We start from the raw sequence: 25,005 nt of genomic DNA, 5'->3' as shown, positions 1-25,005 counted from the left end.
TTAGATGGGCCAGGGCGCATGCGCGACCTTCCTGGTTCCGCTCGTCGTTATCCAGAGGCCGGCCAGCAATAGCGCTGCCCCGCCATAGATAAGGCCGGCCGGGACCCACATAACGAGCCCGGCAAGCTGCTGGTCTTCGATCGGGCTTAAATTCCACACTGCCGCCCCGGCAGCATTCTCCGGGTACCAGAGCTTCGGCGATAGAAGAAGCAGGACGCCGAGCAGGCCGGTGTGCAGGGAGGTGAAGAAAAGATGCATCACGGCACTTCCATAGGCCTGCTGTTGGCCTTGGCGCGGCAGCAACGCCCACCAGAAGAGCAGGCCGGTGCCGAGGAAGCTCGCATGTTGCGCATAATGCAGCACGCCGTGCTCGAGCACTGCGTCAAACAGGACCGGAATGTGCCACACCCATATCGCGATCCCGTGAACAATCGTTGCGGTGACAGGCCGGCTCGCAAAGGTCCAGAGCGTTCGCAGCGATTTGCCATGCCCAACCATACCCAGGGCACGCCGAAAAGTTACGGGAAATGCCCACAGCAGAGCCGGAGCGGGGCAGGCAGTGACCAGCAGCGGCGCCGCCACCGCCATTAGCAACTCGTGCTCGATCATGTGCGCGACAAACAGCCGCTCGCCGAGAGCATGGATCGGACTGACCAACGCTGCCGTCAGTACGCTCCAGCCGGCGGCAAACAGCAGCGCCTGACGCATCCGTAGCGGACGGCCGCGAGTGCTGCGGCGCCACAGCCGCATCGCACCGGCCATGTAGATGAGCGCGACGGCCGTCAGCGGGACCGTGATGGGAAGCGCAAGTGTCCATCCGGCCTCGGGCGCGCCGGAGCCATAGCAGATCGAGGTGGAGAAGAGCGTGGCCAGGTTCATCGCAGACACTCGTCCAGGATAAGTGCGGCGCTTCCCTGCATGATGATGACCAGTGCAAACAGGAGAGCCGCCAGCATGCCGAGATCGGCGACGAAATGCTCGGTACCGCGCGTGCGTTCTGCTTTGAAAGCAGCGCCGCCTTGCCGCTTTGCCTGCCAGGACAGAGCACCGCCCAGAAGCGAGAACAAGGCGAGCAGCAACGCTAAGGGAAGCACGACCGGCACCTGGTGATTGCATTGCCAGGGAACCAGCGAGTAGTTCAGTTGCGTCGAGACCGCCCAAGCCAACGGGCCCGACAAAAGCCCACCCCAGGAAGTTCCCAACCGCACCGCGCGCATGTCAGCCGAGCCTCGGTACCCAGTAGATCAGCAGATAGATCGGAAGCCAGGTTGCGACCACGAAATCCCAATAGAAAACATTGTCGCCGACGTCGCCGAAGCGTCGCCCGCTATAGCCATGGCGCGTGAACATCAGCACCGTCAGCACGATCGTATCGCCGACATCTGTTATCAGATGCGTGGTGTGGAGCCCGAGCAGCACCCAAAGCATCGAGCCGTAGGCGTTCGTATCCCAGTAAACGTTCAAGGCCGGAAACTCGAACCAGCGCACAAGGAGCGGGGCGAGGCCGAGCAGCGACATGACAACCAGTCCGATCCGCACCGGCACGATGGCGCATTGCTTGGCATAGCGATCGAGGATGTGGTTCGGCACCAGGCTGGCGATCAGCAGCAGCGTGACGATCGTTCCTGGCCAATGGTTCGGCTGCGGTGCACTCAACGGCCATTCAGGCCAAGAGACCGCCAGGTAGAGATAGGCGGCTGCGGCGAGCGCAAAGCCGGTGCCCTCCAGAGCCATGAAAGCGAGCGTGCCCCACCAGGTCGGGCTGCGCGGACCATGCCCAAAGGTGGGGAGACCGGAAACATCTGTGACGGGACGCTCGTTCATTCCTCGTCCTCCGGATCACCTTTTGGCCAGAACCAGCCGATCAAGGTGACGGCGATTGGCAGGGCGCCCCACACGATGGCCCAGGGGGTGAAGATCGAATAGAGAAACGTGCCGCCTACGGCGAACGCTGCAAAGAGCGGCCAGATCGACGGTGTCGCCGATTTCTCGCGAATGTCGGGATGGGCTTCAGCGACTGTCGAGACCAGCAGCTCGCGCGCGTCGACGCGAAGCCCGGTCGCTACGGGAAGAGCGTCGCGCTCGGCCCAGAGTGGCTCCGCGTTGGTGACGACCGGAATGCGCGCGAAATTATAGCTCGGCGGCGGCGAGGGCGTTGCCCATTCCAGGGTGCCGGCCTCCCAGGGATTGTTGCCTGCCGCTGCGCCTTTCAACGCGCCATGCACAAGATTGAAGGTGAACAGGACGAAACTCAGGAAGAAGACCACCGCGCCTGCTGTTATGAACAGGTTGATGTTCCCCCAGCCAAGCTCGGCCGGATAGGTGTAGACCCGTCGCGGCATGCCCCACAGCCCCACGATGTGCATCGGGAAAAAGGCGGCGTTGAAGCCAATGAAGGCCAGCCAGAAATGCAAGCGGCCCAGGCGCTCGCTCATCATTCGGCCGGTGATTTTAGGAAACCAGAAATAGGCCGCACCCAGCAGCGGGAATACCGATCCGCCGATCAGCACATAGTGGAAATGCGCGACGACGAAGTAGGTGTCGTGCACCTGCAGATCCAGCGGCACGGAGGCCAGCATGACGCCGGTGAGACCGCCGATGACGAAGATGAAAAAGAAGCCGAACACGAACAACATTGGCGTGCGGATCACCGGTCTGCCGTCCCACATCGTTGCCAGCCAGCAGAAGATCTGTACGCCGTTGGGAATAGCGATCATCATGCTGGAAGCGGTGAAGAAGCTGGCGCCGAGCTTGGGCAGGCCTGTCGCGAACATATGGTGGACCCACAGGCCAAAGGACAGGAAGCCGACCGCGATCAACGACAGAACCATGCCGAGATGGCCGAACACCGGTCGGCGGGCGAAAGCCGGGATGATCGAGGAGACCATGCCGGTCGCCGGCAGGAAGATGATGTAGACCTCGGGGTGACCGAAGAACCAGAACAGATGCTGGAACAGCAAGGCATCACCGCCTTCGGCCGGGTTGAAGATGTGTGTGCCGACCAGCCTGTCGAGGATCAGGAATGTCGAGGTGATCATCACCGCCGGCATTGCGAAGACGACGACAAAGGAGGTGACCAGCATCGCCCAGACGTATAGCGGGATCTTGTCCAGCGACATGCCGGGAGCACGCTGCTTCAAGATCGTGACGATCGTCGCCACTGCCACAGCCAGTGAAGACACCTCGGTATAGGTAATCATCTGCGCCCAGACGTCGGCGCGCTTGCCAGGGGCGAATTCGGGACCGGACAGCGGCACATAGGCGAACCAGCCGACGTCCGGCGCCATGTTGAGAGCGAAAGACACCCAGGCGAACAGGCCGCCCGAAACATAGACCCAGTAACTGAACGCATTCAGCCGCGGAAACGCAATGTTGCGGGTGCCGACCATCAGCGGCACGAGATAAATGCCGGTCGCCTGCACGATCGGTACCGCGAACAGGAACATCATCGTGACGCCGTGCATGGTAAACAGCTGGTTGTAGAGGTCCGGCCCGATCAGCCCACGCTGTGGTCCCGAGAGCTGAACACGCATAGCCACTGCGTTGAGCCCCCCCATACACAGAAAGATAAAGGCAGTGATCAGATAGCGCCTGGCGATCACCTTGTGGTCGACGCTCGAAAGCGCGCCGACGATGCCGGGGGGCGTACGCCAGGTGCGCTCCAGCCGCCGCTGGAGATCGGCTTGCGCCATGCCGGTATCGCGCGGTCCGTCATGCTCGGGAGCGAGATCTCCCTTTGCTTGCGCCTCCGCCCGCAGGTCACGTCCGCTCGTCAGGTCGGCGCTGGTCATTTCAGCCCCTCGAGGTAGGCAATGATGGCATTGAGCTCGTCGCCATTGAGAGCCGTTACAGGCATGTGGGAGCCGGGCTTGATGCCTTGCGGGTCGGCGATCCAAGCGGCGAGATTGCCGCGGCTCATCGTCAGCGTTCCGGCTGCGAGAGTTTGCCGGCTGGCTATATGGGTAAGATCGGGCGCTACCGTGCCACCTGCGGGTGTGCCGCCGATCCTGTGGCACATCACGCAGGGCCGCTGGAGGAAAAGATCCGCGCCGGCCTTGGCTTCGGCATTGGTCGGAGCGGCGGCAGGCCGCAACTGGTCGTCCAGCCAGGCATCGAACTGCGGCCGCGGCTCGGCAATGATGAAGGTGCCCATGTTGGCGTGCTGCGCGCCGCAGAACTCAGCACATTGACCACGATAGACGCCTGGCTTGTCAGCCCTGATGTCCAGCACATTCATATGTCCGGGGATGAGGTCGAGCTTGCCGGCAAGGCTCGGCACCCAGAAGGAGTGGATTACGTCTGTTGAAGTCAAAAGAAGCCGAACCGGCTCGCCGGCCGGAATATGGATCTCGTTCGCCGTCGTCAGGATGCGGCTTGGCTGAGCATTCTCGTAGCGCACTTCCCACCACCATTGGTGGCCGATCACGCGGACCGTCAGCGCCTCGTCCGATCCGATCCCGGCAAGGGTCCGGTTGGCGAAGAAGCTCAGCAGGGTCAGCCCAATTAGGATCGCCGCAGTCACCCCAACCGCGGTCAAGACCACGCGCATTTTGCGATGTTCGGAAGCGAGGTCGAGCACGAGCGGATCTTTTCCTGTTCGAACTCGCTGGAACAGGGTGGCGACCAGCACGACCATCACCAGCATCCACACGGCCGCGCACAGGGCAGTGAAAAACCAGATCAACCAGGCGAGCTCGCCCGCGGCCGGGCCTTTCGGATCGAGAGCGGACTGCCAGCCGCTGCAACCTGAAAGCGCCAGGAGAGCGGCTGCGCAACTCGCTTTGGGAAAAAATCGTTTCACGGCGATTTCCCCAGCGTCGCGGCATCGGGGAGGCGATTTTCCGACGGATGGACCATCATGTCGTCGTTACGCTGCGGTGCGGCGGAGGAGGGGGCGTTGCCGCTCAGCGAACGTACGAAGGCTGCAAGCTCCCAAATCTGATCATCGGGTATCTTGTTTCGGAAGCTAGGCATGCCGTTAGGCCGCCCGTCCCGGATCGTTGCGTGGATACTCTCGATCGAGCTGCCGTAAACCCACTTCTCATCCATCAGCGCCGGTCCCATGCCGCCGCCGCCATTGGCATGGCACCCCGAGCAATTGAACCAGCTGAACAGGCGCTTGCCCTCGCTGAGATGAAAGGCGTTGGCCTCGAAGCTGGCAGCCTTGTTGTCGCTCGGGAGCGGCCTTTGGCCGCCTGGCTCCAGCGCAGTCACCGGCGTTGGCTGTTGGCCGGACCCAAGGGCCGATTGCGGACGTGTGTCGCGCTCTTCCCGCTGGCAAGCGGCAAGGGCCAGCATCGCCGACAAGAGCACGGTGAGGTTCCGCCTCATCGGTCCGCGCTCCCGCCGATATCAAGGCGCGGCACACCGTATCGGGCCAGGGTCGCGTCGATCTCAGCCTTGTGCTTGGCAAGGGCTGCATCCACTTCGTCGCGCAGCGCGTCGTCCCCGCGTCGGACGCCCATGGAGATGTCGTAGACCATTGGCAATTGAGGCCCGTCGATTCGAGGTGTCACGGGCGTGATGCGCAGCGGTGTCTTCTGCTTGGCGGCGAAATAACCGGCGAGCGGGCCCCAGACGACGGCAACATCGATCTCGCCGCTGGCCACCGCCTCGACAATGCGCGCGGGCGGGTTGGGAGCCGAATAGTCGCCATAGACTGGATAGCCGACGAGATGACCGACAATGCCGCGGCGGCCGAGTGCCTGGGCCGGTGGGGAGTTGGCCCCGTCATCGCCGATGAGCTGCACGCCGATGCGCAGAGTGCGCAGGCGTGGATCGTTGAAAGACGTGATCTCGGGACTGTCCCGCCGCGTCACGAAGACATAGGTCGAGCGGTAATAGGGAGCGGTGGCGCGGAGAATTTCGAGATTGGCGGGAGTGCCAGGTATGAGATCGCACAGGCCTGCCTTGAGCGTGTTGCGAACGAAACCGCGGCGTTGGGCCCACCAGGTATAGGAAAGTCTTGCATCTAGCTCTTTGGCGATGATCTGGGCAATCTTGTTTTCGAAGCCCTGTCCAGCGGCGTTGGAAAACGGCATGTTGTTAGGGTCGGCACATACCTTGAGTTCACGTGCGTCGGCGGCAACCGCGAAGAGCAGCGAGGCAAACGCTACCACCGCGACCACAAGACGCCCGTTCGCCTCGCGTCTTCGAACTGCCTTCAACTCGAAAGCATCAGGGGAGCCGGAACACATAGAGCGTGCCTCCCGCCGTGGTCGCGTTCTTCAGGTCTTTCATCGCATTGACGAAGCCGAGCGCGGCGGTAGCGTCGCGCGGGTCGAGGTCGCCCGATACGATCGCGCCGGCCCAACCGCCGACGCCCGACAGGATCGCGACGTATTGGTGCCCGTCGGGGCCGCGATAGGTGACCGGCTGGCCGATGATCCCGGACGAGGTCTTGAACTGCCAAAGCAATTCCCCTGTCCTTGCGCTCACAGCTTTGAACCAGCCCTCCATTGTGCCGTAGAACACGACGTTGCCGGCGGTGGCGACCGCGCCACTCCACACCGGAAAATTCTCTTTAAGGTTCCAAGCTGGCTTTGCGGCCGCGATGTCCCAGGCGGTGAAGGCACCGCGGTTGCCACCCGGGCCCGGGATCATGCGCACATTCATGCCGACATAGGGGGTGCCGGCGATGTAGTTCACCTCGAGGCCTTCTTCGTCCATGCACAGATTGTTGTGTGGGATGTAGAGCAGTCCTGTCTTCGGCGAGAACGCAGATGGCTGCCAATCCTTGAGCCCGGATGCTGTCGGGCAGATATCCCGGATCACCCTGCCGGTGCCGGTTTTCTTGTCCGGGTTTTCGATCAGGCGCCCGGTTTTCAGATCGACGCCCTTGCTGGAATTGACGGCCCCATAGGGTGTCGCCGACAGGACTTCCCCGGTGGTCCGATCCAGAATGTAGAGATAGCCGTTGCGCTCCGGGCGGACGAGCACTTTGCGCGGCTTACCCTGCCAATTCATATCGAGCAGGATCTGCTCGTTGATGCCGTCGTAGTCGTGCAGGTCGTGCGGGCTCCATTGGTAGAACCATTTCGCGGCTCCGGTATCGGGATCGCGCGCGAAAATCCCGGAGGTCCATTTGTTGTCGCCGGGCCGAAGGTCCGGATTCCACGGCCCTGGATTGCCGGTCCCGTGATAGATCAAGTTGAGGTCCGGATCGTAAGAGATCCAGCCCCACATGTTGCCGCCGCCGATCTTCCAGGCTTCCGGCGGCCATGTGGTCACGCCAAGGTCCTTGCCCTTGTCCATGTCGTAATGCGGCTTGAAATCCGGCCCGATCAGCACGTCCTTGTCCGGTCCGGTGCCGTAAGCCGTCCAGACGACATGTCCGTCGCCCGCGTCCAGCGCCTTGACCCAGCCGCGCACACCCATCTCGCCGCCGGAATTGCCGACCAGCACTTTGCCCTTCACCACAAGCGGCGCCATGGTTATGGTCTCGCCGATATTGATGTTGCCGACATGCGCGTTCCAGACCGGTTGGCCAGTGGCGGCATCCAGCGCGATCGTGTGACCATCCAGCGTGTTGAAGAAGAGGCGCCCGTCGGCGAAGACCGCACCGCGGTTGACGACGTCGCAGCAGGCAACGCCCTGCGCGGCAGGCTCAGGATTTGGCTCGTACTTCCATTTCATCGGCGCGCCCGGTTTGGAAAGATCGAGCGCGTAGACGATGTTTGGAAAAGGCGTCACGATATACATCGTGTTGCCGACGACGAGTGGCGCCGCTTCCTGACCCTTGTTCACTCCGGTCGAAAAAGTGAAGGCAACTTGAAGGTTCTTGACATTGTCCTCGTTAATGTCCGCCAGTTCGCTGTAGCGCGTCGAGGCATAATTCTTAGCCGGCATTGTCCATTGGCCGTCATCAGGTGGCGCGGCCGCGGCGGGCGGTGTGATGGCGGGTGTCACCGCGGACTGCGCGGCCGCGGCGTTCAGCAATGAGCAGCCTGCGGCCAGCACCAGCCACTTCAACGGCCTAAAGTCGAAACCGCGGCCCCTTTCCGCTCCTCGGCCGTCTGGTGTCGCAGATGCGTATTTCCCCGCCAGTTTCAGAGATCCCCTCATTTGCGGATCGAACCTCCCACTCCGGCGCCGAGTTCGGCCGCGACGTCCGCCTCGGTTCCCGCGCACAACGGATGACCCCAGCCGGAGGCGCTCTTTCCGCCAGGATCGAGATCGTAGACGATGGCGTCCTTGGCGTTGGGGTTGACGCCCGCCGGAACCTTGTCCAGGCCCAGGGCCGCACGCAGGCGCCAAGCGACATTGTGATCGGCGCAGGAGGAGTCGCCGCTGATGCCAAGCCCGCCGACAATCGTTTTGCCGTCGTAGAGAGCAAGGCCGCCGCCAAATGCCACGACGCCGCCGATCGGCTTGCCAATCAGCGGATCGCTCGCACTCCCAAAGGTCTTGCTGTCGCCGGCATAAGCGGCTGCCTGGTTGACAGGATTGGTAAGCTGCAAGCCGAACAAGGGGCCACCCGGCTGAACAGAAGCATATAGATTCGCCGTCGAGAGAGCCATCTGGGCAATGCTGAGCCCGTTGGCCGTGCTGGCCTTTTCGGCTGCGATCAGCCGGCTGCCGGGCCACTGCGCATCGCTGGTGGGGCCGCTGAAAGCAACGGCGCAAACTGTCCCGTCACGCGTAACGATCGCCGCCCATTCATTGGTCTCGAAGCCGCCATTGGCGGGGCCTCCGCTTGCTTTGACGTTTGCCTTGAGGGCAGCCAGGAGCTTGGCGTGGTCGGCGGGGCAGGGTAGCTGTGCCCAGGCCCTGCTTTGCAGCAATGCACAATTAACGAGTACCAGGAGGCTGAAAGCCAGGGAGGAAAGCTGTGGGCGACCCATGATCCGGAGCATTCGTTGAACACAATGTGGAAAGTGGGAGCGCTCACAGAGCAAGGAATCCCCTGGCAAACTGAGCTATGTTCCCACACTTTCAATGGAACTCGGACGAGGCCCCTATGTTCCTAGTTCCTGAAATTATGATGGAAGGCACAGACGTTGCGACCATGGGCAGCAGCTCATTCTGCCGCCGACCGTGAGCGGGCCGATATAGACATTGCCGGGCCAAACAGCTCGACCAGCTCCTCACCGCTCTCCGCACCTATGGATTTTCGACGCCTGAAGTGCAGACGCTATGCGCAAGATAACCGAACCGATGGACAGGCGGTTTTGCGCCCAGGCCACAGACCTGGAACAGCGTTATGGCATCATGTGGGCCTGATGCGCATCCATCGCTCCCATGTTCTGGCTGAGATGGTTCATGATCCACACCGAGCCCAAAACGACCAAGGTCACGATCAGCACACCGAAAGCGAGCGCGAGCACGTTGTTGGTGTTGTCAGGTCCTGTCGTCAGGTGCAGGAAAAAGACGAGATGGACGCCCATTTGTGCGATGGCAAGCACCGTCAGGGCCGAGATCACGGCCGGCTGGTAAATTAGGTCGGTTTGTGCCGCAATGAAGGACGCCACCGACAACAGGATCGCCAGGCCAAAGCCCAGCAGATAGCCGGAAAGGCCTCCCGCCACCTCGTGTTCCTCGCTGCGTTCTTCGCCTGGTGCGGAATCGCGGCGGTCAAGCATGTCCTCGTTCCGGCTGTCCATTTCGCTCATGATGACGCTCCCAGCAGATAGACCAGGGTGAAGATGGCGATCCAGATAATGTCCAGCGCGTGCCAGAACAGGCTGAAGCAGTGAAGCCGGCGCAATATGTCGGGACGAAAGCCTTTTATCCAGAGCTGCGCCATCATGGTGCCGAGCCAAAGCAGGCCAAGTCCAACATGGGTTCCGTGGCAGCCCACAAGGGCGAAGAACGCGGACAGGAAGGCGCTGCGTGATGGGCCCGCCTGCTCATTCACCATGGTCGCGAATTCCTGCACCTCCAGGAACAGGAAGGCCGCACCAAGCAGGCCGGTCACCAGCAACCAGAACTGGGCGGCGGCCATTGACCGGCGGTGGGTCGCGAGCATCGCAAGGCCGCCAGTGAAGCTCGAGGTGAGCAGCAGCGCCGTCTGTGCCGCGACGCGCGTCAACTCAAACAGCTCCTTGCCTGTTGGCCCGCCCGCCGCCGAATTGGACAGGACGGCATACGCGGCGAAGAAAGCCGAGAACATTATGATGTCCGACAACAGGAAGATCCAAAAGCCGTAGGCAACCGTGACGAACTTCGAGGCCGGGCCACCCTCGCCGTGGCCGGTCGCCGAGAATACGTGGTGGCCATGCCCTGCGGTGCGACCCAGCCGGTAGGGATCGCGCGTTGCGGTGCCGGCGGGGATGTCGCTCATGCCACACGCTCGCGTCTGCGCATCCAGGCACGCTGGGCTGCCTTTCGGTCAAGATCGATGCGGCCGACCTCGTCGGCAGGGATCTCGTAATCGCCATGCTCGCGCCAGGCGAATACAACGAAGGTGGCATAGGCCCCGATGAAGCCGACAACCGCCAACCACCAGATGTGCCAGATGAGCGCGAAGCCAATCAGAGTGCTGAAGAAGGCGGTGACGAAGCCTGTGGGGCTATTGCGCGGCATCTCGATCGCCTCGTAGTCCTCTTCGGTCTCCTGACTCTGCTCGTCCATTGCCCTTTGCTTGATGGTCCAGTAGGGCTCCTCGTTTTCGACATGCGGCAGCCGCGCGTAGTTGAAGACGGGCGGCGGCGAGGATGTCGACCATTCCAGCGAGCGCCCGTCCCAAGGGTCGCCGGTCTCGTCGCGCAACTCGTCGCGATGCCTGATCGAGACGACAAGCTGCGTGACCTGGCATGCGGCGCCGACGATCATCACCACGATTCCGAAGGCCGCCACGACAAGCCACGGCGCCCACATATCCATGTCGATATGCTGAAGGCGGCGGGTCATGCCGAGAAGGCCGACGATATAGAGTGGCACGAACACCAGAATGTAGCCGGCAAGCGTGACCCAGAACGCCGCCTTGCCCCAACCCTCATGCAGCCGGAACCCGAAGGCTTTCGGGAACCAGTAGGTGAAGCCGGCAAAGGCCGCGAACAGCACGCCCGAGATGATGACGTTGTGAAAATGCGCCACGAGAAAGAGCGAATTGTGCAGCATGAAATCGGCCGGCGGAACGGCGAGCAGCACGCCGGTCATGCCGCCGATGATGAAAGTGGTGACAAAGCCTAGCGCCCACAGCATTGGCGTTTCGAAGCGCACGCGCCCGCCATACATGGTAAAGAGCCAGTTGTAGATCTTGACCCCGGTGCCGACGGCGATAACCGAGGTGGCGATGCCGAAAGCCGCATTGACATCAGCGCCGGCGCCCATGGTGAAGAAGTGGTGCAGCCAGACCATGAAGGAGACGATGCAGATGAACATCGTCGCCGCAACCATCGAACGATAGCCGAACAGCGGTTTCGACGAGAAGGTCGAGAAGATCTCCGAATAGATCCCGAAGGCGGGAAGCACGAGGATGTAGACCTCGGGGTGACCCCAGGCCCAGATGAGATTGACGAACATCATCTGGTTACCGCCGGCTTCGTTGGTGAAAAAATGGAAGCCGAGATAACGGTCGAGGGTTAGCATGGCGAGGGTTGCGGTAAGGATAGGGAATGCGGCGACGATGAGCATGTTGGAGGCAAGCGAGGTCCAGCAGAACATCGGCATGCGCAGATAGCCCATGCCTGGCGCGCGCATCTTGAGGATGGTGGTCGCCAGGTTGACGCCCGTGAGCAGGGTGCCGACGCCGGAGATCTGGATCGACCACAAATAATAATCGACGCCGACGCCTGGCGAGTAGGTCGTCTCCGACAGCGGTGCATAAGGCAGCCACCCGGTGCGCGCGAACTCGCCGACGACGAGCGAAATGTTGACGAGCAGCGCGCCGGTCGCGGTCAGCCAGAAGCTCACTGAGTTCAGCGTCGGGAAGGCGACGTCGCGGATGCCGAGCTGCAGCGGGATGACGAAATTCATCAGTCCAATGACAAAGGGCATCGCGGCGAAGAAGATCATGATCGTGCCGTGGGCCGAAAAGACCTGGTCGTAGTGCTCCGGCGGCAGGTATCCCGGCCCGTGGATGGCGAGCACCTGCTGGGTGCGCATCATGACGGCGTCAACGAAGCCGCGCAGAAGCATCAGCGCCGCCAGCACGATATACATGACGCCGATCCGCTTGTGGTCGACGGAGGTTATCCACTCATGCCAAAGGTAGGGCCAGTAGCCTTTGATCGTTACCCAGATCAGAACGGCGGCGGCGGCCAGGAAGACGATCAGGGCCGCGCCGAGCGGAATAGGCTGGTCAAAGGGAACGGCCGACCAGTCGAGCTTGCCGAGCATCGTCATCCTCCTTCATCGTGCTGGTGAGCCATGGGCGGCGCTCCCGCCTTGGGCTCAGCTTTCGGGCTCACCTGCGGCTCTCCGGCGGCGGTTCCAGCAGGTCCCGGCCCCGGAGGTAGCGTCTGGTGCACGACCGCATCGAACAAGCCCGGCTGCACATGGCCGAACGAGGATGCCGGCGCGTTGATGCTTTGCCTGGCAAGCTGGCGATAGGCGCTGGCGTTGAGCACGCCGCCTCCGCCATGCAAGGAGGAGGCCCAACTGGCGAAGGCGTCAGCCGAGACTGCCCTGACACGGAAATTCATGTCCGAAAAGCCATCGCCACTGAAATGCGCCGACAGGCCGAAGTACTCGCCCTCGCGATCAGCCTGCAGGTTGACCTCGGTCTGCATCCCGTTCATGGCATAGACCATGCTGCCGAGCTGGGGCACAAAGAAGGTGTTCATGACGCTGGCCGAGGTCAATCTGAAACGCACCGGCATGCCGGTCGGAATAACCAGCTGGTTGACCGTTCCGACACCTTGATCGGGATAGAGGAACAGCCACTTCCAGTCGAGCGCCACGACTTGGATTTCGAGTGGCGGCCGGCTGGAGTCGATCGGCTTGCGAGGATCGAGATGGTACGATCCATAATAGATCAAGCCACCGAGGAAGAGGATGGTCAACGTCGGAATCGACCAGACGATGAGCTCGATCCGGCCGGAATAGGTGAACTCTGGATCATACCGAGCCCTGCGGTTCGAGGCACGGAATATCCAGGCGAAGGCAAGCAGCGCGACCAGCGTCGGAATGACGATGACCAGCATGACGGCCAGTGAGTTCAGGAGGATCGTGCGGTTCCCCGCGCCGACCGGTCCCTGCGGGTCGAGCACGCCTCCCGCGCAACCCGACAGGGTTACCGCCGCGAAAATCCAGAGAAGCGATAGGCCTCGACTACAACGGTGTAACACTGGAAAACATCTTAGCCAGCCGCCGTCCCGGGGATGAGTACCTGCATAACTGAGGCGCGGGCTGCTTGTTCCGCAAAGATGCGCTTTTGTCTCCAACGGCGAAGGGCGCTACGTCGAGATGACGGAGCGTCTCGCGCGCCCCATGCTCCGATCTCAACTTGTTCTACGTCAGCGTTACGGCAAGCTGGCGCCCGTGTGGTCGGCCTGCCTTGTCGGCCACGCAATTCGCCTCAACATTTCGCGAAAAGAGACTGCGCCTAACGTGCTGCAGGCTGGATGCTTCTCCTGCGGGAACGGACAGCAAATGTCCAACTCGGGGGTACCGCCGGTGCTACGGCGAACGCGAGCCCTACAAGATGCAACCCAACCTCGGGCGAGACGCCGTTGCGCGCTGGGACGTTTCGCGATCACGCAATATCGGTTGGCTTGGCTCTTAAAGGCTCCGCCCCCGTGTGCTCCTCCCCGGCGAGCTGTTGAGCCCGCGGCTCGCGATCCGCGTCGGCACGTCTCCGATTGCCTGCTATGTAGGTGCGATTTCAGGCAACCAACTCGAGCTGCCAGCATTGATTTGGGATAGTCTCGGGAGAAATGCCATGCTGCAATTCAACCTGCCTCGAGAAGTTGCAATCGGTGATGAAGTTGCCCTGACGAGTACGGTCATGGACATGCTTCCCAGTGGGCGCGCCAGGGTGAGCATCCCCTCCTATGATCGTCCTTATGCGATCGATGCGCCCCCCAGAACTCACGTCGGAGACAAAGTCGTTCTTGTTGGGGACGTCACTCGGGTCGATCCTGAAACCAACAAGCTGAGCGTACGGATTGACTGTGGCGGGGTGGTTACCGTCCACAAATCGGCGATCATAAGGCTCAAGAAAAATTGCGCGGCCCGAAATGGCTGACGCATCACCCTGCGACGTAAGGCTCGCCAACGAGGCCGAGCTCGCGGGATGGGATTATCCACGCCATCTCACCGCGCCAGCCTTACCGACGGGCTGCGCTCGATGAAGCTTGACCCCAACCCGCGCGCTGTATCGGCTACGGGAAGCCCTGTGCGACGAGCCGTGACAGGCATGATCGAGATAGGTCGCGACGCTCCGCGTCCCATATGGCGTGACTGGTGAGGGGAGATGCCACACTGGGTTCGCGGTACCTGGATTCTCTTGAAGGACGCCGTCACCGGCTTCATCGACGATAATGCGTTGAGCCACGGGGCAGCGGTGGCTTTCTACGCCACGACATCGCTGGCGCCGATCCTTCTGATCGTCGTGGCGATCGCCGGTCTGGCCGTGGGCAAGGATGCGGCCCAGCTCGCCCTGTCAACGGAGATATCCGGCGCGATGGGCGCGCAGAGTGCCGATCTACTCAAGGCGACGATCGAGACGGCTTCGCACCGATGGTCCGGGACGCTTGCCACGCTCATCGGATTGGTGACGCTCTTCTTCACTGCCTCCGGTGTTTTCGGTGAGATGCAACAGTCGTTGAACGAGATCTGGAAGGTAAAAGCCGACGGCCTGTCGCTTTCGCGCCTGGTGCGGGCGCGCGCGGCAAGCCTCGGCCTGGTTGCCGCGTTGGGCTTCATGCTGCTGGTATCGCTGGCGGCAAGCGCAGCGATCACCGCGCTGAGCGATGTCATCAATCACCACCTGCCGTTCGGCGAACTGGTGCTCAGCAGCGTCAACACCGTTGTCTCTTTCTTGCTAATTGGGCTGCTCTTCGCGGCGATCTACAAGGTCTTGCCGGATCGCACGCTCAAATGGCGCGATGTTGCCGTCGGTTCGGTGGTTACTGCGTTGCTGTTCACCATCGGCAAGTCGCTGATCGGCTGGTATATCGGCACCAGCGCGATAGCGACTTCCTACGGAGCGGCAGGCGCGCTTATGGTGGTGCTGCTTTGGGTCTATTATTCAGCGCAGATATTCCTCTTCGGTGCAGAAATTACGCGCGCTTACTCGGTCAGGCGCGGAAGCCGGCCAGACCTTGCGCCGGTAGTGGCGTTGAGCGGCGACAAGATAGACACGCCGCGCCGGCCTGAGGTGCATGACGGCGAGATCGCCGCATGGATTGTGGTAAGCAGCCTGATCACCGCGCTGCTCTCGCATTTGTCGCGGCGAAAGCAGGATTGACGCCGCGCGGGGGCACCGTTGGCATGGAAAGCCGCACCATCCGTGATGCGATCGCGTGCGTCGATGCTGATCAGGCGGGCGGAACGGAACGATCCGGCTGACGTTTGTGCCAAGGATCGGCGCGACAGGAGGACTGCATGGCGGCCCCACGAGCAGTTTGGAAAGGGTTTCTGAAAGTCGGGTCCGTGTCGTGCGGAGTGAAGCTTGTGGGTGCAACCAGCGAGGCATCGAAAATCCACTTCAAGATTTTGAATCGGAAAGATGGATTGCCCGTCAAGGCTGCCTATGTTGACGAAGAGACGGGCGATGTCGTCGATAGCGAAAACCAAGTCAAAGGCTACGAGGCAGACGCGGGCGATTTCATCAAGGTCGAACCGGACGAGATCAAAAAGCTAAAGATGACGTCTGAGCACACGCTTGAGGTCGACGAGTTTGTCGCCATCAAGGATATCGATACGCGCTACCTGGAAAAGCCTTATTACCTGATCCCTGCCGACGGTGCTTCCACCGAGGCCTTCTCCGTGCTGCGCGAAGCGATGGCCAAGAAGGGCGTGGCGGCGCGGTCCTGCGTGGTGCTGTACCAACGCGGGCGCGAAGTCGTGATACAGCCATATGGCAAGGGAATGCTGCTTACCGAGTTGCGGACCCATGACGAGATGATCTCGGAAGAGACCGTATTCAAAGACCTGGAAAGCCATGAATATGACCAGGAACTGCTCGAAATCGCAGGCCTGCTGATCGACAAAAAAGTGACCAAGTTTGATCCGTCGAAATTTGAAGACACCTACGAGGATGCGCTCATCGCGTTGATCGACGCAAAACGCAAGGGCAAGCAGCCGCCCAAACCGGTGCCCCCGCCCAAGGAGAACGTTATCGATCTGGCGTCGGTTCTCCGCAAGAGTCTCGCCAAGGAAGGCATCAAGGACCGCCCCAAAGCCAAAGCCGGACGCAAATCGGCATAGTCGCGGATCTGGTTGTCTGCTTTCTTCGAATTATGACCGAAAACGATCCTGTGCCGGGATCAGAAAAGATCGATTGGTCGCTCGGGCTCGGGGCTTCCGCCCGAGTCATTCGCGCGGTGCAGGGGCGCGTCGCCTTTAACCCCAAGATGCACGTCCCATCGACTGCGAAAAGGCGGGCTTTGCAGACAGGCGGTGACGGCTGCCGCCCCTCCAGTCAATAATGTGCTTCTTTTCACATGGAGATACTCACCGAAAGATACATTGATCAAATCATATTGTTCGATTTTGGGGTCGAAAGGGGAATCGCCAACATATGCACGTCGCAATAAGGAGAATTGGACGAGATGCAATTCATTGGGATAAATTGCACATAACGCAATGACTCGATGAATTGTAGGTTGAGCGGGCAACAAAGGCATTGCGAACATCTGTCGTCTTGTCTGTGATTTAACCATAGCTGGTACACGAAAAGGCAATTGGTGATCGCCGGGCCGGGCTAGCGCTATTCCTCCGCGGTTTGGAGATGGTGCGTCCGCTCCCGAATGTGCCCAGCGTCGCGATACAAGCGGCGTGAGTTGGATGTCCAAGAGAGGGCTTGCAGTGCACCAACGTGCATATCTCGACGAGTGTTGGTGTTGCCGGAACCGTGGTCGACTAGGCAGGGAGAACTCAGATGTACACTCATATCCTCGTGAGCACGGATGGCTCCGACGTCGCCAGGAAGGGCGTTGAGCAGGGGATAGCCCTGGCGAAAGCCTTGGCTGCCAAGGCGACAGTTGTCACGGTCACGGAGCCAATGCTGATTGACTATGGAACCGGATTTACCTCCGGGTCTATTCCTTCGCAGGAGGAGGTTGATAGTTTTGAGGCCGCGAGCAAGGAATTCGCAGGGCAAGTCCTCGATCAAGTCAGGGAGGCAGCCGACCGGATGGGGGTTTCCGCAGAATTTCTACATGTCCCGGATACCTACCCGGCCAAGGCGATCATCGACACCGCCAAGTCACGAGGCTGCGACCTGATTGTGATGGCTTCCCATGGCCGTCGTGGCATCAGAAAGCTTTTGCTGGGAAGCCAGACGTCGGAGGTTCTCGCGGATGGAAGTGTGCCTGTATTGGTCGTGCGGTAGCCAAACGAAACCGGAGAAGCGCCGGCTTCCTTTACGCTCAACCTTCCAGAGAGACGGTGTCCTGTGACGAGGATGTCTCCACGCGTCGGCCTCGGCATTTAGAGGTGCCGCGCAATGGCATTCATGATTGCCGCAGGCTAGACAACGATAACGCGGGCACCGTTGCGCACCGTTCCGAAGAGTTCAAAAATATGCTCGTTCAACATCCTGATGCAGCCGGATGATGCAGCTTTTCCAATGGTCCACGGCTCATTGGTCCCATGAATGCGATACAGCGTGTCCTGGCCATTGCGATACAGATACAGTGCCCGGGCGCCGAGAGGATTGTTTGGGCCTCCCGGAACGCGCTGCGGCAAGCTCGGATTACGGCGTCGCATCTTGGCGGTTGGGGGTCCAGATCGGCCATCGGGCTCTTCGTTCAACGATGGCCTCTCCACCCCATCTCTGTCCGTCCCGACCGACTGCGATGCCGAAACGGATCGCCCTGCCGGCGTCTTCGACATAGTACAGGAAGCGCTCCTGCTTGTTGATTAGGATTGTTCCGGCGGTTTCCCTACCCAAGTAAGGCACCGTTTGCCGACGGAATTGCTGGGGGATGCGCGTCTTGTCTACGAGAGGGATGTCAAAAGGGCTTATCCGGAATTCTCCCGATATACCCACTCTTTTGGGAAGCTTCCGCATGCCCGGACAGCGCCAGAAATGATATTCCCCCAACGATCACGGATCGTCTGCTCAAAGAATTCACCAAATGAACCTCCGAAATTTAATGACTTCTTGGCTGGCATTTTATGAGCTTCGATGAGCCTGCGCTATCGGGACAAACATTTCTGACATCGGCCTCTCCGCTGAGGGTGCAATCTCTTATGTCATACGAGCGCCCCGTCAGACTGCGTGGTGTTCCCGGCGGGCAGTTCGAACCGGCGTCCAATCTCCAGCTTCGCCAAGGAATGGGTTCACTCTTGTCTTCGACAAGATTACCTCAGCCGAAGACTCCAATCACGTAGTCGAAAGCTGATGGCTGAGAAGGCAATTGTTGGCCAGGAGGCTGTTCAGAGAAGGTTTGCCGTTGTTCGACCGCTCCGCCAACGGAGGGTGCTTGAGGCCCAGCCAGCCCGCCTCCCGCGCCTCTTTGGGCGAGATTCCGAACTCGCGCCTGAATGTCCGGCTATATGTCGAGGGATCCATGAAGCCCCACTCCTCCGCAATGCTCGAAATCGGGCGTCCATCCGCGATGTTTCCGAGCGCGTCCCTCGTTTTCAGCAGCCGCTGTCGCCGGATATAGTGCGAGATTCCTCCGGCTGGTTCGAAAATCCGATAAAGTCGAGAGCGTGAAATGCCGAGGTCTTGCGAGAGCTTTCCCGGTGTCAGATTCCGGTCGGCCAGATTGGCTATTATGATCTTGTTCGCGCGGGCCATGATGACCGCGTCGATCGGCTCCTGTGCTTCGAAAAAGTGATCCCGGGACGGGGAAATGCACGCGGCAAGCAGGCTGGTGGTCGCCGATGCGACATACGGGACGTCGCTTTCCGTGCGATGGGGGAAGGAATGATAGAGCAGCAGAACATAGTCGGCGACGAATGCGGCCATCTCGGGCCGGATATCGAGCGTGAAGGGTTGCGAGAAGGCGAAATCCCGCGGAAGGAATAGCGCAAGGACACCGTCATCCTCACCCTGGTCTTCATGGGGTGCACCCAGGCATTGCCAGCGCAGCTGTCCCATTCTTGGCGTGCCGCCGCCCGCGGGGATTGTCTGGGGCACCGAAAGAGCCCAGTGGTCGAACACCGGATTCTTTCTGCTGCGCCACCGCCGACGGTACCCCATCCCGGGGTATTCGATGAAAGCCAGCACGAGGCTCTCCAACCGCCACGCCCGCTCGCGCGCAGAGAACGAGCCGAACTCGTCTCGCAGCAATTCGACGTCGGCTATATTTGAGTGCCAACTCCGGAAAAGGTCGAATTGCTCGGGCGGTGGCGCCTGCGAGGTATCAACGTCTACGACGCATCTTAGAGGTTCTGGGGTCCCGATCGTTTCGCTTTCGCTGACAATTGATGGCTTGTCTTGCATTGAGGCAAACTCATTGCTTGAAAGAGGGTGACGGCAACCCCATGGAATTCTCGATCAAGAGACCAGACGTATCGGGCTCATCCCCGGCGGATGTAGCCGCGGCGAGATCGAGGTTATGGGACTTGAAATCCTGACACCCGCACCTGCTTGGGTGGTATAGAACCAGTCGACAAGAACATCTCGCCCAGCCAGCAGAATCGATGATGTGCGGACGTCGGCAGCGTGTATGGCAACTGCTCCAGCGATCGGCTCGCCAAGAGTATCGCTTCGTACTGTTACCTCCATCACAAGCTCCTATCGAGCTAGCAGATCAACAATGAACGATGTGCTTTTCGCAAGGAGACGGTCCTGACAATTAAAAATCCAGAGTGGAGTTATCGAAAATCGTGATGCTAATGACGAGGACACGGCCGAGCTTAAACGGTCATCGATTTTTGAAAAATATGCGAGGAATCCATAATATGGGTTTGACGTATATTTCTTGTAGCTTGTGGGATGATCTCCAGGCGCCCCGACCTCTGCCAGGAATCCGTCACTGTCTTGAAGAAAGGGACAATCCCAATGAATTGTTGATCAGAAGGTTGCTCAGGATGCCAGCATCCGCGAGGGGCTCATCCACAGTCAGCCAGGTCGAATGCTTGACGCCCTGCCACCCGAGTTCGCGCGCTTCCCTTGGAGAGATGCCGAACTCTGTTTTGAACATCCGGCTGTAGGTAGACGGATCTTGGAAGCCCCATACTTCGGCAATGCTGGAGATCGTTCGCCTGTCCGAACTGTCCGCTAGAGCGTCGCGCGTTTTCAGCAGCCGCTTGCGCCGCACATAGTTGGACACACCGCCCACCGGCTCGAAAATCCGGTAGAGACGGGAGCGTGAGACACCGACCGCGCGGCAGAGTTTGTTGGGCGTCAAGTCGGGATCGCTCAACCTCTCTGCGATACGCTTGGCAATCCGAGCGGCAGACACCGCGTTCACAGGCCCTTGCGCCTCTGCCAGATGATCTTTTGTCGGCATAAGAGCAGCCGCGGAAATGTTGGCAGTCGCGGTGACGATATGGGGCAGATCCGCTTCTCTCAAATGAGGAAGTGAGCGGTGCAGCAGAACGGCGTAGTGCGCAAGAAAATCCAGTGCCTCGTCGCTGGCTTCGATTTTCGATGATCTGGTTGCCGGCCATGTGCGGGGCAGAAACAGTGTGATGAACAGATCATCGTTGCTCACTCCAACATCGGGCAAGGCCAGACACCTCATGCGGGGCCGACGAGATATCATCTCGCCGGCAGCAGACTGCGAGAACGGCACGGACAGCATCCAGTGATCCAACAGGGACCGTCTGCGATGTTCCCATTGTATCTCGTAGCCGGAGCCTGGGATTTCGATGGAACTCAACGCCAGATCGCCCAACTGCCATACCTGATGACGAGCCGGGAACACGGCGTGCTCGGCCCGAAGAAGCTGTATTTCGGCAACCCCGGCAAACCATGATCGATAGAAATCAAACTGTTCGGCTGGGGGTGCCGACAAGCTATTTACGTCGATGGCGCATCTTAGAGGCTCATCCGCAAAAGGGTCGGTGGGAATGCCGGCAGCGGTTACTCTCGCGTCCATAACAAACTCCTGTCGTACATGAGACGCCGAAGTATAGGCAGCTCAAGAGGTCGGCAGGCCGTTTCCCGCAAGGAAACCGACAATAAAACACACCCTCAACCTGCCGCCGCGGATGAGATTGATTTTGAGGCAATCTTAAGCCGGAGATGCTCCCCTAGAGTGGGCTAGGAATCCCAAACGTAGACAATGCGTTTATTTCTCGTGGAAGCTGGGACAGCGTTTTCGCATCGTATTTACCCTTGCGACTATGGCCATTCTCATCGGCGCCGAGCGCGCCATGTGGAGTGACCTTGCGTTTCTCTTGCTTGCGACCAACCGGTCGGAAGGTTTGTTGCGGCCCCACTGAGGTCGCGCCATCAGAATCTCCTGACGGCCAACCAATTTCTATCCACTTTCCGACGGAGTGCCCGAAAGCTCTCGGATTGGGGTGGTTCAGCAGGCAACTAGGCCGAATGCGGGCTGCACATAGCTGTGATGAGGCCCTACGCGTAGGTGTGTCGTTGGCTTTAGGATTCGCCGACCGCGGGGGATCCGGCATTTCTGCCGACTGCCTCCGTCCACAGGAGCCGACGGCTTCATCGTCTTCCCATCCTGATCAAAATGCCTGAGGCACCGCGTTAACCAGCCTCGGATCGGCAGGTTTGAGCATCCCATCAGTCTGGTGCTGCGTGTCTCCAGAAGCGCCGACGCGCCTCACTGGGGGAGCATCCGAAGATTGACGTATAGGCTCCAGCGAAACGGCCCAGGTGCCAGAAACCAAAGCTCATGGCGATGTCGGTGATCGAGAGGCGATCGCCCTGCGTCAGGATAAGGCCGTGCGCGGCCCGAAGCCGCCGCTCCCGCTCGTAAGCTCGAGGGCTGACTCCCAGACGTTCCTGAAAGGCGCGCTCCAACATTCGCTCGCCAATGCCCAGTACCTCGCAAACTGCACTGACGGAAACAGGGCTATGAGGCTTTGCCTCCAGAATGGCCAGGGTGGCATCTACGATATCGCGCCGATCGCTGGAGCCGAGGGCGCGGGGGGATGGTTGCTCCGTGAGGGAAAGCACCCGCGCGAGCGCGGCGCCCGCTTCGCTCGCCGCAACGGCCAGGCCGGCACTTAGGTCATAGCCACGCTGTGCTGCAGCTTCCGCGAACCCGACGGTTCGCAGCAGCCTCTGCTGAAGCTCCAGCTCGGCTCCTGCCGTGAGGCGTTGCTCATGTATCCCTGGCATCAGCGCGGTCCTCTGGCCCAGGTGGGAGGCTGATGCCGTGCGCAGAGACTCGAGCGCGGACCCACGCAGACCGATCCGCATGAGGCGATAGCTTCCTGGCATCTCCAGCTTGAATTCTGTTCCCGGGCCGATGATCCGCAACTGCGGTACTTCACTCCGTTGTCCGTTGAAGGTCGTGCCTTCGCCCCAGAGGAACACCGCCCTCAACGCATCGTCATTGATCGCCCCGGACATGGCGATGCACCCTTGTCCCGCAAATCGAGGACGAACGCGTCGCCATAGTCTATCGTTGCAAGGCTCGATGCATGGCGCTGCTCGCCAATCTGCTGGATATGGAATTCCGCGTCGGGATCGGACTCGCGGGTGCGCGCGACCACGGAATTATACTGGCGGGCGTACCAGTTAGGAGCCTCCAACAACGAGGGCCTCTCCAAGTCTTTTGTCCGGACTGGAGTTGGACGCGATCGCTTTCGTCCAACTCGATAAGTCAAGCAACCGAGTCCGGCTTGTTTCTGCGGGCGATCTTTATAACCAGAAGAATGATTCCGATAGCAAAGAGAAGACAGCCAACCATGATGCTCGATGGAGAGCCATAGCGATAGCCCGATGCAAAAATGAGAAAGCCTATGAGCAAGAGGCCGATAGCTATCAATTTGTTTGCCAACAAGGCCTTGGTGTTTCCTTCCATTGTAGCAGCTCCTTAAAATTTGACGTTTCGAGGTGGTGTCGAGGGTCTTTCTGGCTTTCGCTCTATTCGGTCTTTTCTTCCGGCTCCCAGGAAGCCGACTGAACATTCGAGTCGAGCGCGAGGTGAGCGACGACGCGTTCGACTGATTGCGCATCATCACGGTTGCTGAACAACGTTGCTTCTATTCTCATGGCGTCGCCCTCATTGATGGGATGGCTGTTAAGGGAGCGTAGGCGGAGGAGGTTTGTATTGATGGTCTGAAGCAGAATCGATCTGAGCAAATAAACATTATCTCGTGAGCATACGATCTCTATAGTGTACGTGTATTCGACGGCAGGTTGTTCCTGAGAGTGCCTTCGAAAGAATCTTGAGAAATTAGGAAGAAGCGAATTGAGTATAATAATGAGCATTGCGGTTTCCGCGGCCAGCAGCAGAAAGCCAAAGCCTACGAAGACCCCGACAGAGCCAGTGCTCCAGATCGTCGCGGACGTACTCAACCCTCTTATGTTGGAACCGTCCCTGATGATCAGGCCGGCGCCAAGGAAGCCAATGCCGGTTACGACCTGAGCCCCCATTCTAAGATCGAGACCTGAGCCAAGAGCGCCCGGCAGCGAGGAGTATGCCGCCGCGCCCAGTGCGACCAGCGCGTGCGTCACAAGTCCTGTATATTGTTGCCGGTACTGGCGTTCCGCACCGATCAGCGCGCCGAGCAGCAACGCAAGCACAAGCTTCAGCAGGATTGATTGAGTTATCGCGACTTCAGCTTCCAAATGTTCATTCCGTCTGATTCAAAATGCAGGGGCTTTCATCACATGGCGCCGATCTCGGACGCCGGCTGCTGGGACACGGATTGCCGGGATGCCGACCGCTTCAGGATTGTGAGCGGCAGATGGAGAACGAGGGAGGCGTTATCGAAGATGATCTGCCGGGTCTCTTCGGCTTTGTCTTCGACCGGCATATCTTCGTTCACGATGAGACGGCGCAGCAGGGGCCCGGACCTCAACAGCTTCATCAGTGTTTCCGACGTTGCAAAGCCGCTGTGGCCGCCGCCGTCCACGTCGGAAATGTCGATAACCTGAATGTCCTTTTTCTGGAGGAGCGGGATATCGAAGCCACTGCCGACTCGTGGCTGGCCACCTGCAATGCGCCGCGACAGGCTCAAGGCGCGATCTCGCCGAGAGACAACGATCGTGAAGGGGTGCGGCAGTTGGGGTATGTCCCTGACTTGGCTGCTGAAGACATCTGGATCGATATCGGGCGCGGCAAGCAAGACGCCGCGGATTCTTGAGGTAACCGCCGCCTTACCTTGCAATACAAGGGTGCGAAGCGCCTCCATTACGACATACGCGCCCATGGAATGGCCGACGATGAAAACACCGCTAGCGTTCGATCGAGCTGCGATTTCGATCGTTTCGGCCAAGCCGTCCCGCGCCTGGAGAGCGCTATCGCGATCGAAAAGATAGGCGCCGATAGATCCCGCCGACGCCCAGGAGAAATGAACCGGAACCGAGGAGATGCGGTAGTCGTGGACGACTTGGGCATTACGAAACAGGCCTTCGGCAAAATTGTTGTTGTAGCCGTGCACGAAGATAAACACCTCGCGCTCCGAAGGCGGACGCTTCGCCAGCATCCCGTTCAACCGACCTGCGAAGGATGCTCTGTTCTCGAAGCGGACAAGATCACGAGCGGAAAAATGGCGCTTCGGATCGGGTGATGTCGATGACGTCTCGACGACGCCCGGCCGGTGTGTGGCCGGCACGACGACAGTCAACTGCGAAAAACTCAATGTCGGGGAACGATCCCGCGAATAGGGCGGTTCGGAGGTGGGGAACCTTGTGCGCGTGGTGGCAATCAGGAAGGAAATAGCCGACATTTCGTTGCTAATTTGTACAGGCGAGGCAAGGCCCGTCACGGCTCTTGGACCGGCGCAGCTTTGCACCAGCAACGCCAGTGAGATAACCAACACAAATCGTCCTGCGGGGTTCTGCATGCT

General features: G+C 60.1%; 24 protein-coding genes. 4 read left to right on the top strand and 20 right to left on the bottom strand.

The features are described from left to right. The 13 genes from FJ951_RS21970 to cyoA form a co-directional block, all read right to left on the bottom strand. Positions 1-879, bottom strand: coding sequence for a cytochrome c oxidase assembly protein (locus tag FJ951_RS21970; protein WP_140517467.1), 879 nt, complete (start codon positions 877-879; stop codon positions 1-3). Then, complete coding sequence (locus FJ951_RS21965; protein WP_140500656.1) at positions 876-1,217, bottom strand: hypothetical protein; 342 nt, start codon at positions 1,215-1,217, stop codon at positions 876-878. Before FJ951_RS21965 ends, FJ951_RS21970 begins: the two co-directional genes overlap by 4 nt. A gap of 1 nt (position 1,218) precedes the next feature. Next, positions 1,219-1,824 (bottom strand): cytochrome c oxidase subunit 3, encoded by a 606-nt coding sequence (locus tag FJ951_RS21960; RefSeq protein WP_140500655.1) that lies wholly within the window; start codon positions 1,822-1,824, stop codon positions 1,219-1,221. Then, a complete protein-coding gene (gene ctaD / locus FJ951_RS21955) occupies positions 1,821-3,791 on the bottom strand; it encodes a cytochrome c oxidase subunit I (protein WP_140517465.1) in 1,971 nt (656 codons plus the stop codon). The genes FJ951_RS21960 and ctaD overlap by 4 nt, the downstream gene beginning before the upstream one ends. Continuing rightward, complete coding sequence (gene coxB, locus FJ951_RS21950; protein ID WP_140517463.1) at positions 3,788-4,801, bottom strand: cytochrome c oxidase subunit II; 1,014 nt, start codon at positions 4,799-4,801, stop codon at positions 3,788-3,790. Before coxB ends, ctaD begins: the two co-directional genes overlap by 4 nt. Further along, positions 4,798-5,331 (bottom strand): c-type cytochrome, encoded by a 534-nt coding sequence (locus tag FJ951_RS21945; RefSeq protein ID WP_140500652.1) that lies wholly within the window; start codon positions 5,329-5,331, stop codon positions 4,798-4,800. The genes coxB and FJ951_RS21945 overlap by 4 nt, the downstream gene beginning before the upstream one ends. Next, the gene (locus FJ951_RS21940; protein ID WP_140517461.1) at positions 5,328-6,197 is read right to left on the bottom strand and encodes a substrate-binding domain-containing protein; all 870 of its coding nucleotides are present in this window, start codon (positions 6,195-6,197) and stop codon (positions 5,328-5,330) included. The genes FJ951_RS21945 and FJ951_RS21940 overlap by 4 nt, the downstream gene beginning before the upstream one ends. Then, the gene (locus FJ951_RS21935; RefSeq protein ID WP_263486167.1) at positions 6,178-7,938 is read right to left on the bottom strand and encodes a methanol/ethanol family PQQ-dependent dehydrogenase; all 1,761 of its coding nucleotides are present in this window, start codon (positions 7,936-7,938) and stop codon (positions 6,178-6,180) included. The genes FJ951_RS21940 and FJ951_RS21935 overlap by 20 nt, the downstream gene beginning before the upstream one ends. Positions 7,939-8,060: 122 nt before the next feature. Then, entirely contained in the window at positions 8,061-8,897 is an 837-nt protein-coding gene (locus FJ951_RS21930; RefSeq protein ID WP_246671764.1) for a heme-binding protein, read from the bottom strand. Between the two features lie 303 nt (positions 8,898-9,200). Then, positions 9,201-9,611 carry a cytochrome o ubiquinol oxidase subunit IV gene (gene cyoD / locus FJ951_RS21925; protein WP_140517457.1) on the bottom strand — a complete coding sequence of 137 codons (411 nt, stop codon included), beginning with the start codon at positions 9,609-9,611 and terminating at the stop codon, positions 9,201-9,203. After that, positions 9,608-10,282: a cytochrome o ubiquinol oxidase subunit III gene (gene cyoC, locus FJ951_RS21920; protein WP_140517455.1), complete on the bottom strand. Its 675-nt coding sequence runs from the start codon at positions 10,280-10,282 to the stop codon at positions 9,608-9,610. Before cyoC ends, cyoD begins: the two co-directional genes overlap by 4 nt. Beyond that, complete coding sequence (gene cyoB, locus FJ951_RS21915; RefSeq protein ID WP_181172263.1) at positions 10,279-12,282, bottom strand: cytochrome o ubiquinol oxidase subunit I; 2,004 nt, start codon at positions 12,280-12,282, stop codon at positions 10,279-10,281. Before cyoB ends, cyoC begins: the two co-directional genes overlap by 4 nt. Before the next feature lie 2 nt (positions 12,283-12,284). Beyond that, a complete protein-coding gene (gene cyoA, locus FJ951_RS21910; protein ID WP_140517451.1) occupies positions 12,285-13,232 on the bottom strand; it encodes a ubiquinol oxidase subunit II in 948 nt (315 codons plus the stop codon). 593 nt (positions 13,233-13,825) lie between these two features. Here cyoA and FJ951_RS21905 point away from each other — a divergent pair. The 4 genes from FJ951_RS21905 (at position 13,826) to FJ951_RS21890 (ending at position 17,443) form a co-directional block, all read left to right on the top strand. Further along, entirely contained in the window at positions 13,826-14,131 is a 306-nt protein-coding gene (locus FJ951_RS21905; protein WP_140500644.1) for a preprotein translocase subunit YajC, read from the top strand. 228 nt (positions 14,132-14,359) lie between these two features. Beyond that, on the top strand, positions 14,360-15,355 hold the full coding sequence (locus FJ951_RS21900; protein WP_140517449.1) for a YihY/virulence factor BrkB family protein: 996 nt from the start codon (positions 14,360-14,362) through the stop codon (positions 15,353-15,355). A gap of 137 nt (positions 15,356-15,492) precedes the next feature. Further along, positions 15,493-16,317, top strand: a complete 825-nt coding sequence (locus tag FJ951_RS21895) for a Ku protein (RefSeq protein WP_140517447.1) — start codon at positions 15,493-15,495, stop codon at positions 16,315-16,317. 673 nt (positions 16,318-16,990) lie between these two features. Beyond that, entirely contained in the window at positions 16,991-17,443 is a 453-nt protein-coding gene (locus tag FJ951_RS21890) for a universal stress protein (protein ID WP_140499425.1), read from the top strand. A gap of 137 nt (positions 17,444-17,580) precedes the next feature. Here the strand turns inward: FJ951_RS21890 and FJ951_RS28885 are convergent, their stop codons facing one another. From FJ951_RS28885 to FJ951_RS21855, 7 genes are all read right to left on the bottom strand, one after another. After that, a complete protein-coding gene (locus FJ951_RS28885; protein WP_246671769.1) occupies positions 17,581-17,820 on the bottom strand; it encodes a L,D-transpeptidase in 240 nt (79 codons plus the stop codon). A gap of 619 nt (positions 17,821-18,439) precedes the next feature. Next, on the bottom strand, positions 18,440-19,507 hold the full coding sequence (locus FJ951_RS21880) for a helix-turn-helix domain-containing protein (RefSeq protein ID WP_140517445.1): 1,068 nt from the start codon (positions 19,505-19,507) through the stop codon (positions 18,440-18,442). Between the two features lie 532 nt (positions 19,508-20,039). After that, on the bottom strand, positions 20,040-21,110 hold the full coding sequence (locus FJ951_RS21875) for an AraC family transcriptional regulator (RefSeq protein ID WP_140499421.1): 1,071 nt from the start codon (positions 21,108-21,110) through the stop codon (positions 20,040-20,042). 653 nt (positions 21,111-21,763) lie between these two features. Then, positions 21,764-22,558, bottom strand: coding sequence for an AraC family transcriptional regulator (locus FJ951_RS21870; RefSeq protein WP_140517443.1), 795 nt, complete (start codon positions 22,556-22,558; stop codon positions 21,764-21,766). A 253-nt stretch (positions 22,559-22,811) separates the two neighbouring features. Next, the gene (locus FJ951_RS21865; protein WP_140517441.1) at positions 22,812-23,012 is read right to left on the bottom strand and encodes a hypothetical protein; all 201 of its coding nucleotides are present in this window, start codon (positions 23,010-23,012) and stop codon (positions 22,812-22,814) included. Positions 23,013-23,074: 62 nt separating this feature from the next. Continuing rightward, positions 23,075-23,782, bottom strand: a complete 708-nt coding sequence (locus tag FJ951_RS21860) for an MgtC/SapB family protein (RefSeq protein WP_181165254.1) — start codon at positions 23,780-23,782, stop codon at positions 23,075-23,077. A gap of 38 nt (positions 23,783-23,820) precedes the next feature. Further along, positions 23,821-25,002 (bottom strand): alpha/beta fold hydrolase, encoded by a 1,182-nt coding sequence (locus tag FJ951_RS21855; protein WP_140499415.1) that lies wholly within the window; start codon positions 25,000-25,002, stop codon positions 23,821-23,823. Positions 25,003-25,005 lie beyond the last annotated feature (3 nt).

The organism is Mesorhizobium sp. B2-2-3 (assembly GCF_006442405.1).
GTDB lineage: Bacteria > Pseudomonadota > Alphaproteobacteria > Rhizobiales > Rhizobiaceae > Mesorhizobium.
The sequence above is the reverse complement of the archived record's forward strand: the minus strand, read 5'-3'. Positions and strand labels throughout refer to the sequence as shown.

Excerpts from the sequence above, each read along its gene's own strand:
- FJ951_RS21970 (WP_140517467.1), bottom strand. The coding sequence starts at position 879 with ATGAACCTGGCCACGCTCTTCTCCACCTCGATCTGCTATGGCTCCGGC.
- FJ951_RS21965 (WP_140500656.1), bottom strand. The coding sequence starts at position 1,217 with ATGCGCGCGGTGCGGTTGGGAACTTCCTGGGGTGGGCTTTTGTCGGGC.
- FJ951_RS21960 (WP_140500655.1), bottom strand. The coding sequence starts at position 1,824 with ATGAACGAGCGTCCCGTCACAGATGTTTCCGGTCTCCCCACCTTTGGG.
- ctaD (WP_140517465.1), bottom strand. The coding sequence starts at position 3,791 with ATGACCAGCGCCGACCTGACGAGCGGACGTGACCTGCGGGCGGAGGCG.
- FJ951_RS21945 (WP_140500652.1), bottom strand. The coding sequence starts at position 5,331 with ATGAGGCGGAACCTCACCGTGCTCTTGTCGGCGATGCTGGCCCTTGCC.
- FJ951_RS21940 (WP_140517461.1), bottom strand. The coding sequence starts at position 6,197 with ATGTGTTCCGGCTCCCCTGATGCTTTCGAGTTGAAGGCAGTTCGAAGA.
- cyoD (WP_140517457.1), bottom strand. The coding sequence starts at position 9,611 with ATGAGCGAAATGGACAGCCGGAACGAGGACATGCTTGACCGCCGCGAT.
- cyoC (WP_140517455.1), bottom strand. The coding sequence starts at position 10,282 with ATGAGCGACATCCCCGCCGGCACCGCAACGCGCGATCCCTACCGGCTG.
- cyoB (WP_181172263.1), bottom strand. The coding sequence starts at position 12,282 with ATGCTCGGCAAGCTCGACTGGTCGGCCGTTCCCTTTGACCAGCCTATT.
- FJ951_RS21905 (WP_140500644.1), top strand. The coding sequence starts at position 13,826 with ATGCTGCAATTCAACCTGCCTCGAGAAGTTGCAATCGGTGATGAAGTT.
- FJ951_RS21900 (WP_140517449.1), top strand. The coding sequence starts at position 14,360 with ATGCCACACTGGGTTCGCGGTACCTGGATTCTCTTGAAGGACGCCGTC.
- FJ951_RS21895 (WP_140517447.1), top strand. The coding sequence starts at position 15,493 with ATGGCGGCCCCACGAGCAGTTTGGAAAGGGTTTCTGAAAGTCGGGTCC.
- FJ951_RS21890 (WP_140499425.1), top strand. The coding sequence starts at position 16,991 with ATGTACACTCATATCCTCGTGAGCACGGATGGCTCCGACGTCGCCAGG.
- FJ951_RS28885 (WP_246671769.1), bottom strand. The coding sequence starts at position 17,820 with ATGCGACGCCGTAATCCGAGCTTGCCGCAGCGCGTTCCGGGAGGCCCA.
- FJ951_RS21880 (WP_140517445.1), bottom strand. The coding sequence starts at position 19,507 with ATGCAAGACAAGCCATCAATTGTCAGCGAAAGCGAAACGATCGGGACC.
- FJ951_RS21875 (WP_140499421.1), bottom strand. The coding sequence starts at position 21,110 with ATGGACGCGAGAGTAACCGCTGCCGGCATTCCCACCGACCCTTTTGCG.
- FJ951_RS21870 (WP_140517443.1), bottom strand. The coding sequence starts at position 22,558 with ATGTCCGGGGCGATCAATGACGATGCGTTGAGGGCGGTGTTCCTCTGG.
- FJ951_RS21865 (WP_140517441.1), bottom strand. The coding sequence starts at position 23,012 with ATGGAAGGAAACACCAAGGCCTTGTTGGCAAACAAATTGATAGCTATC.
- FJ951_RS21855 (WP_140499415.1), bottom strand. The coding sequence starts at position 25,002 with ATGCAGAACCCCGCAGGACGATTTGTGTTGGTTATCTCACTGGCGTTG.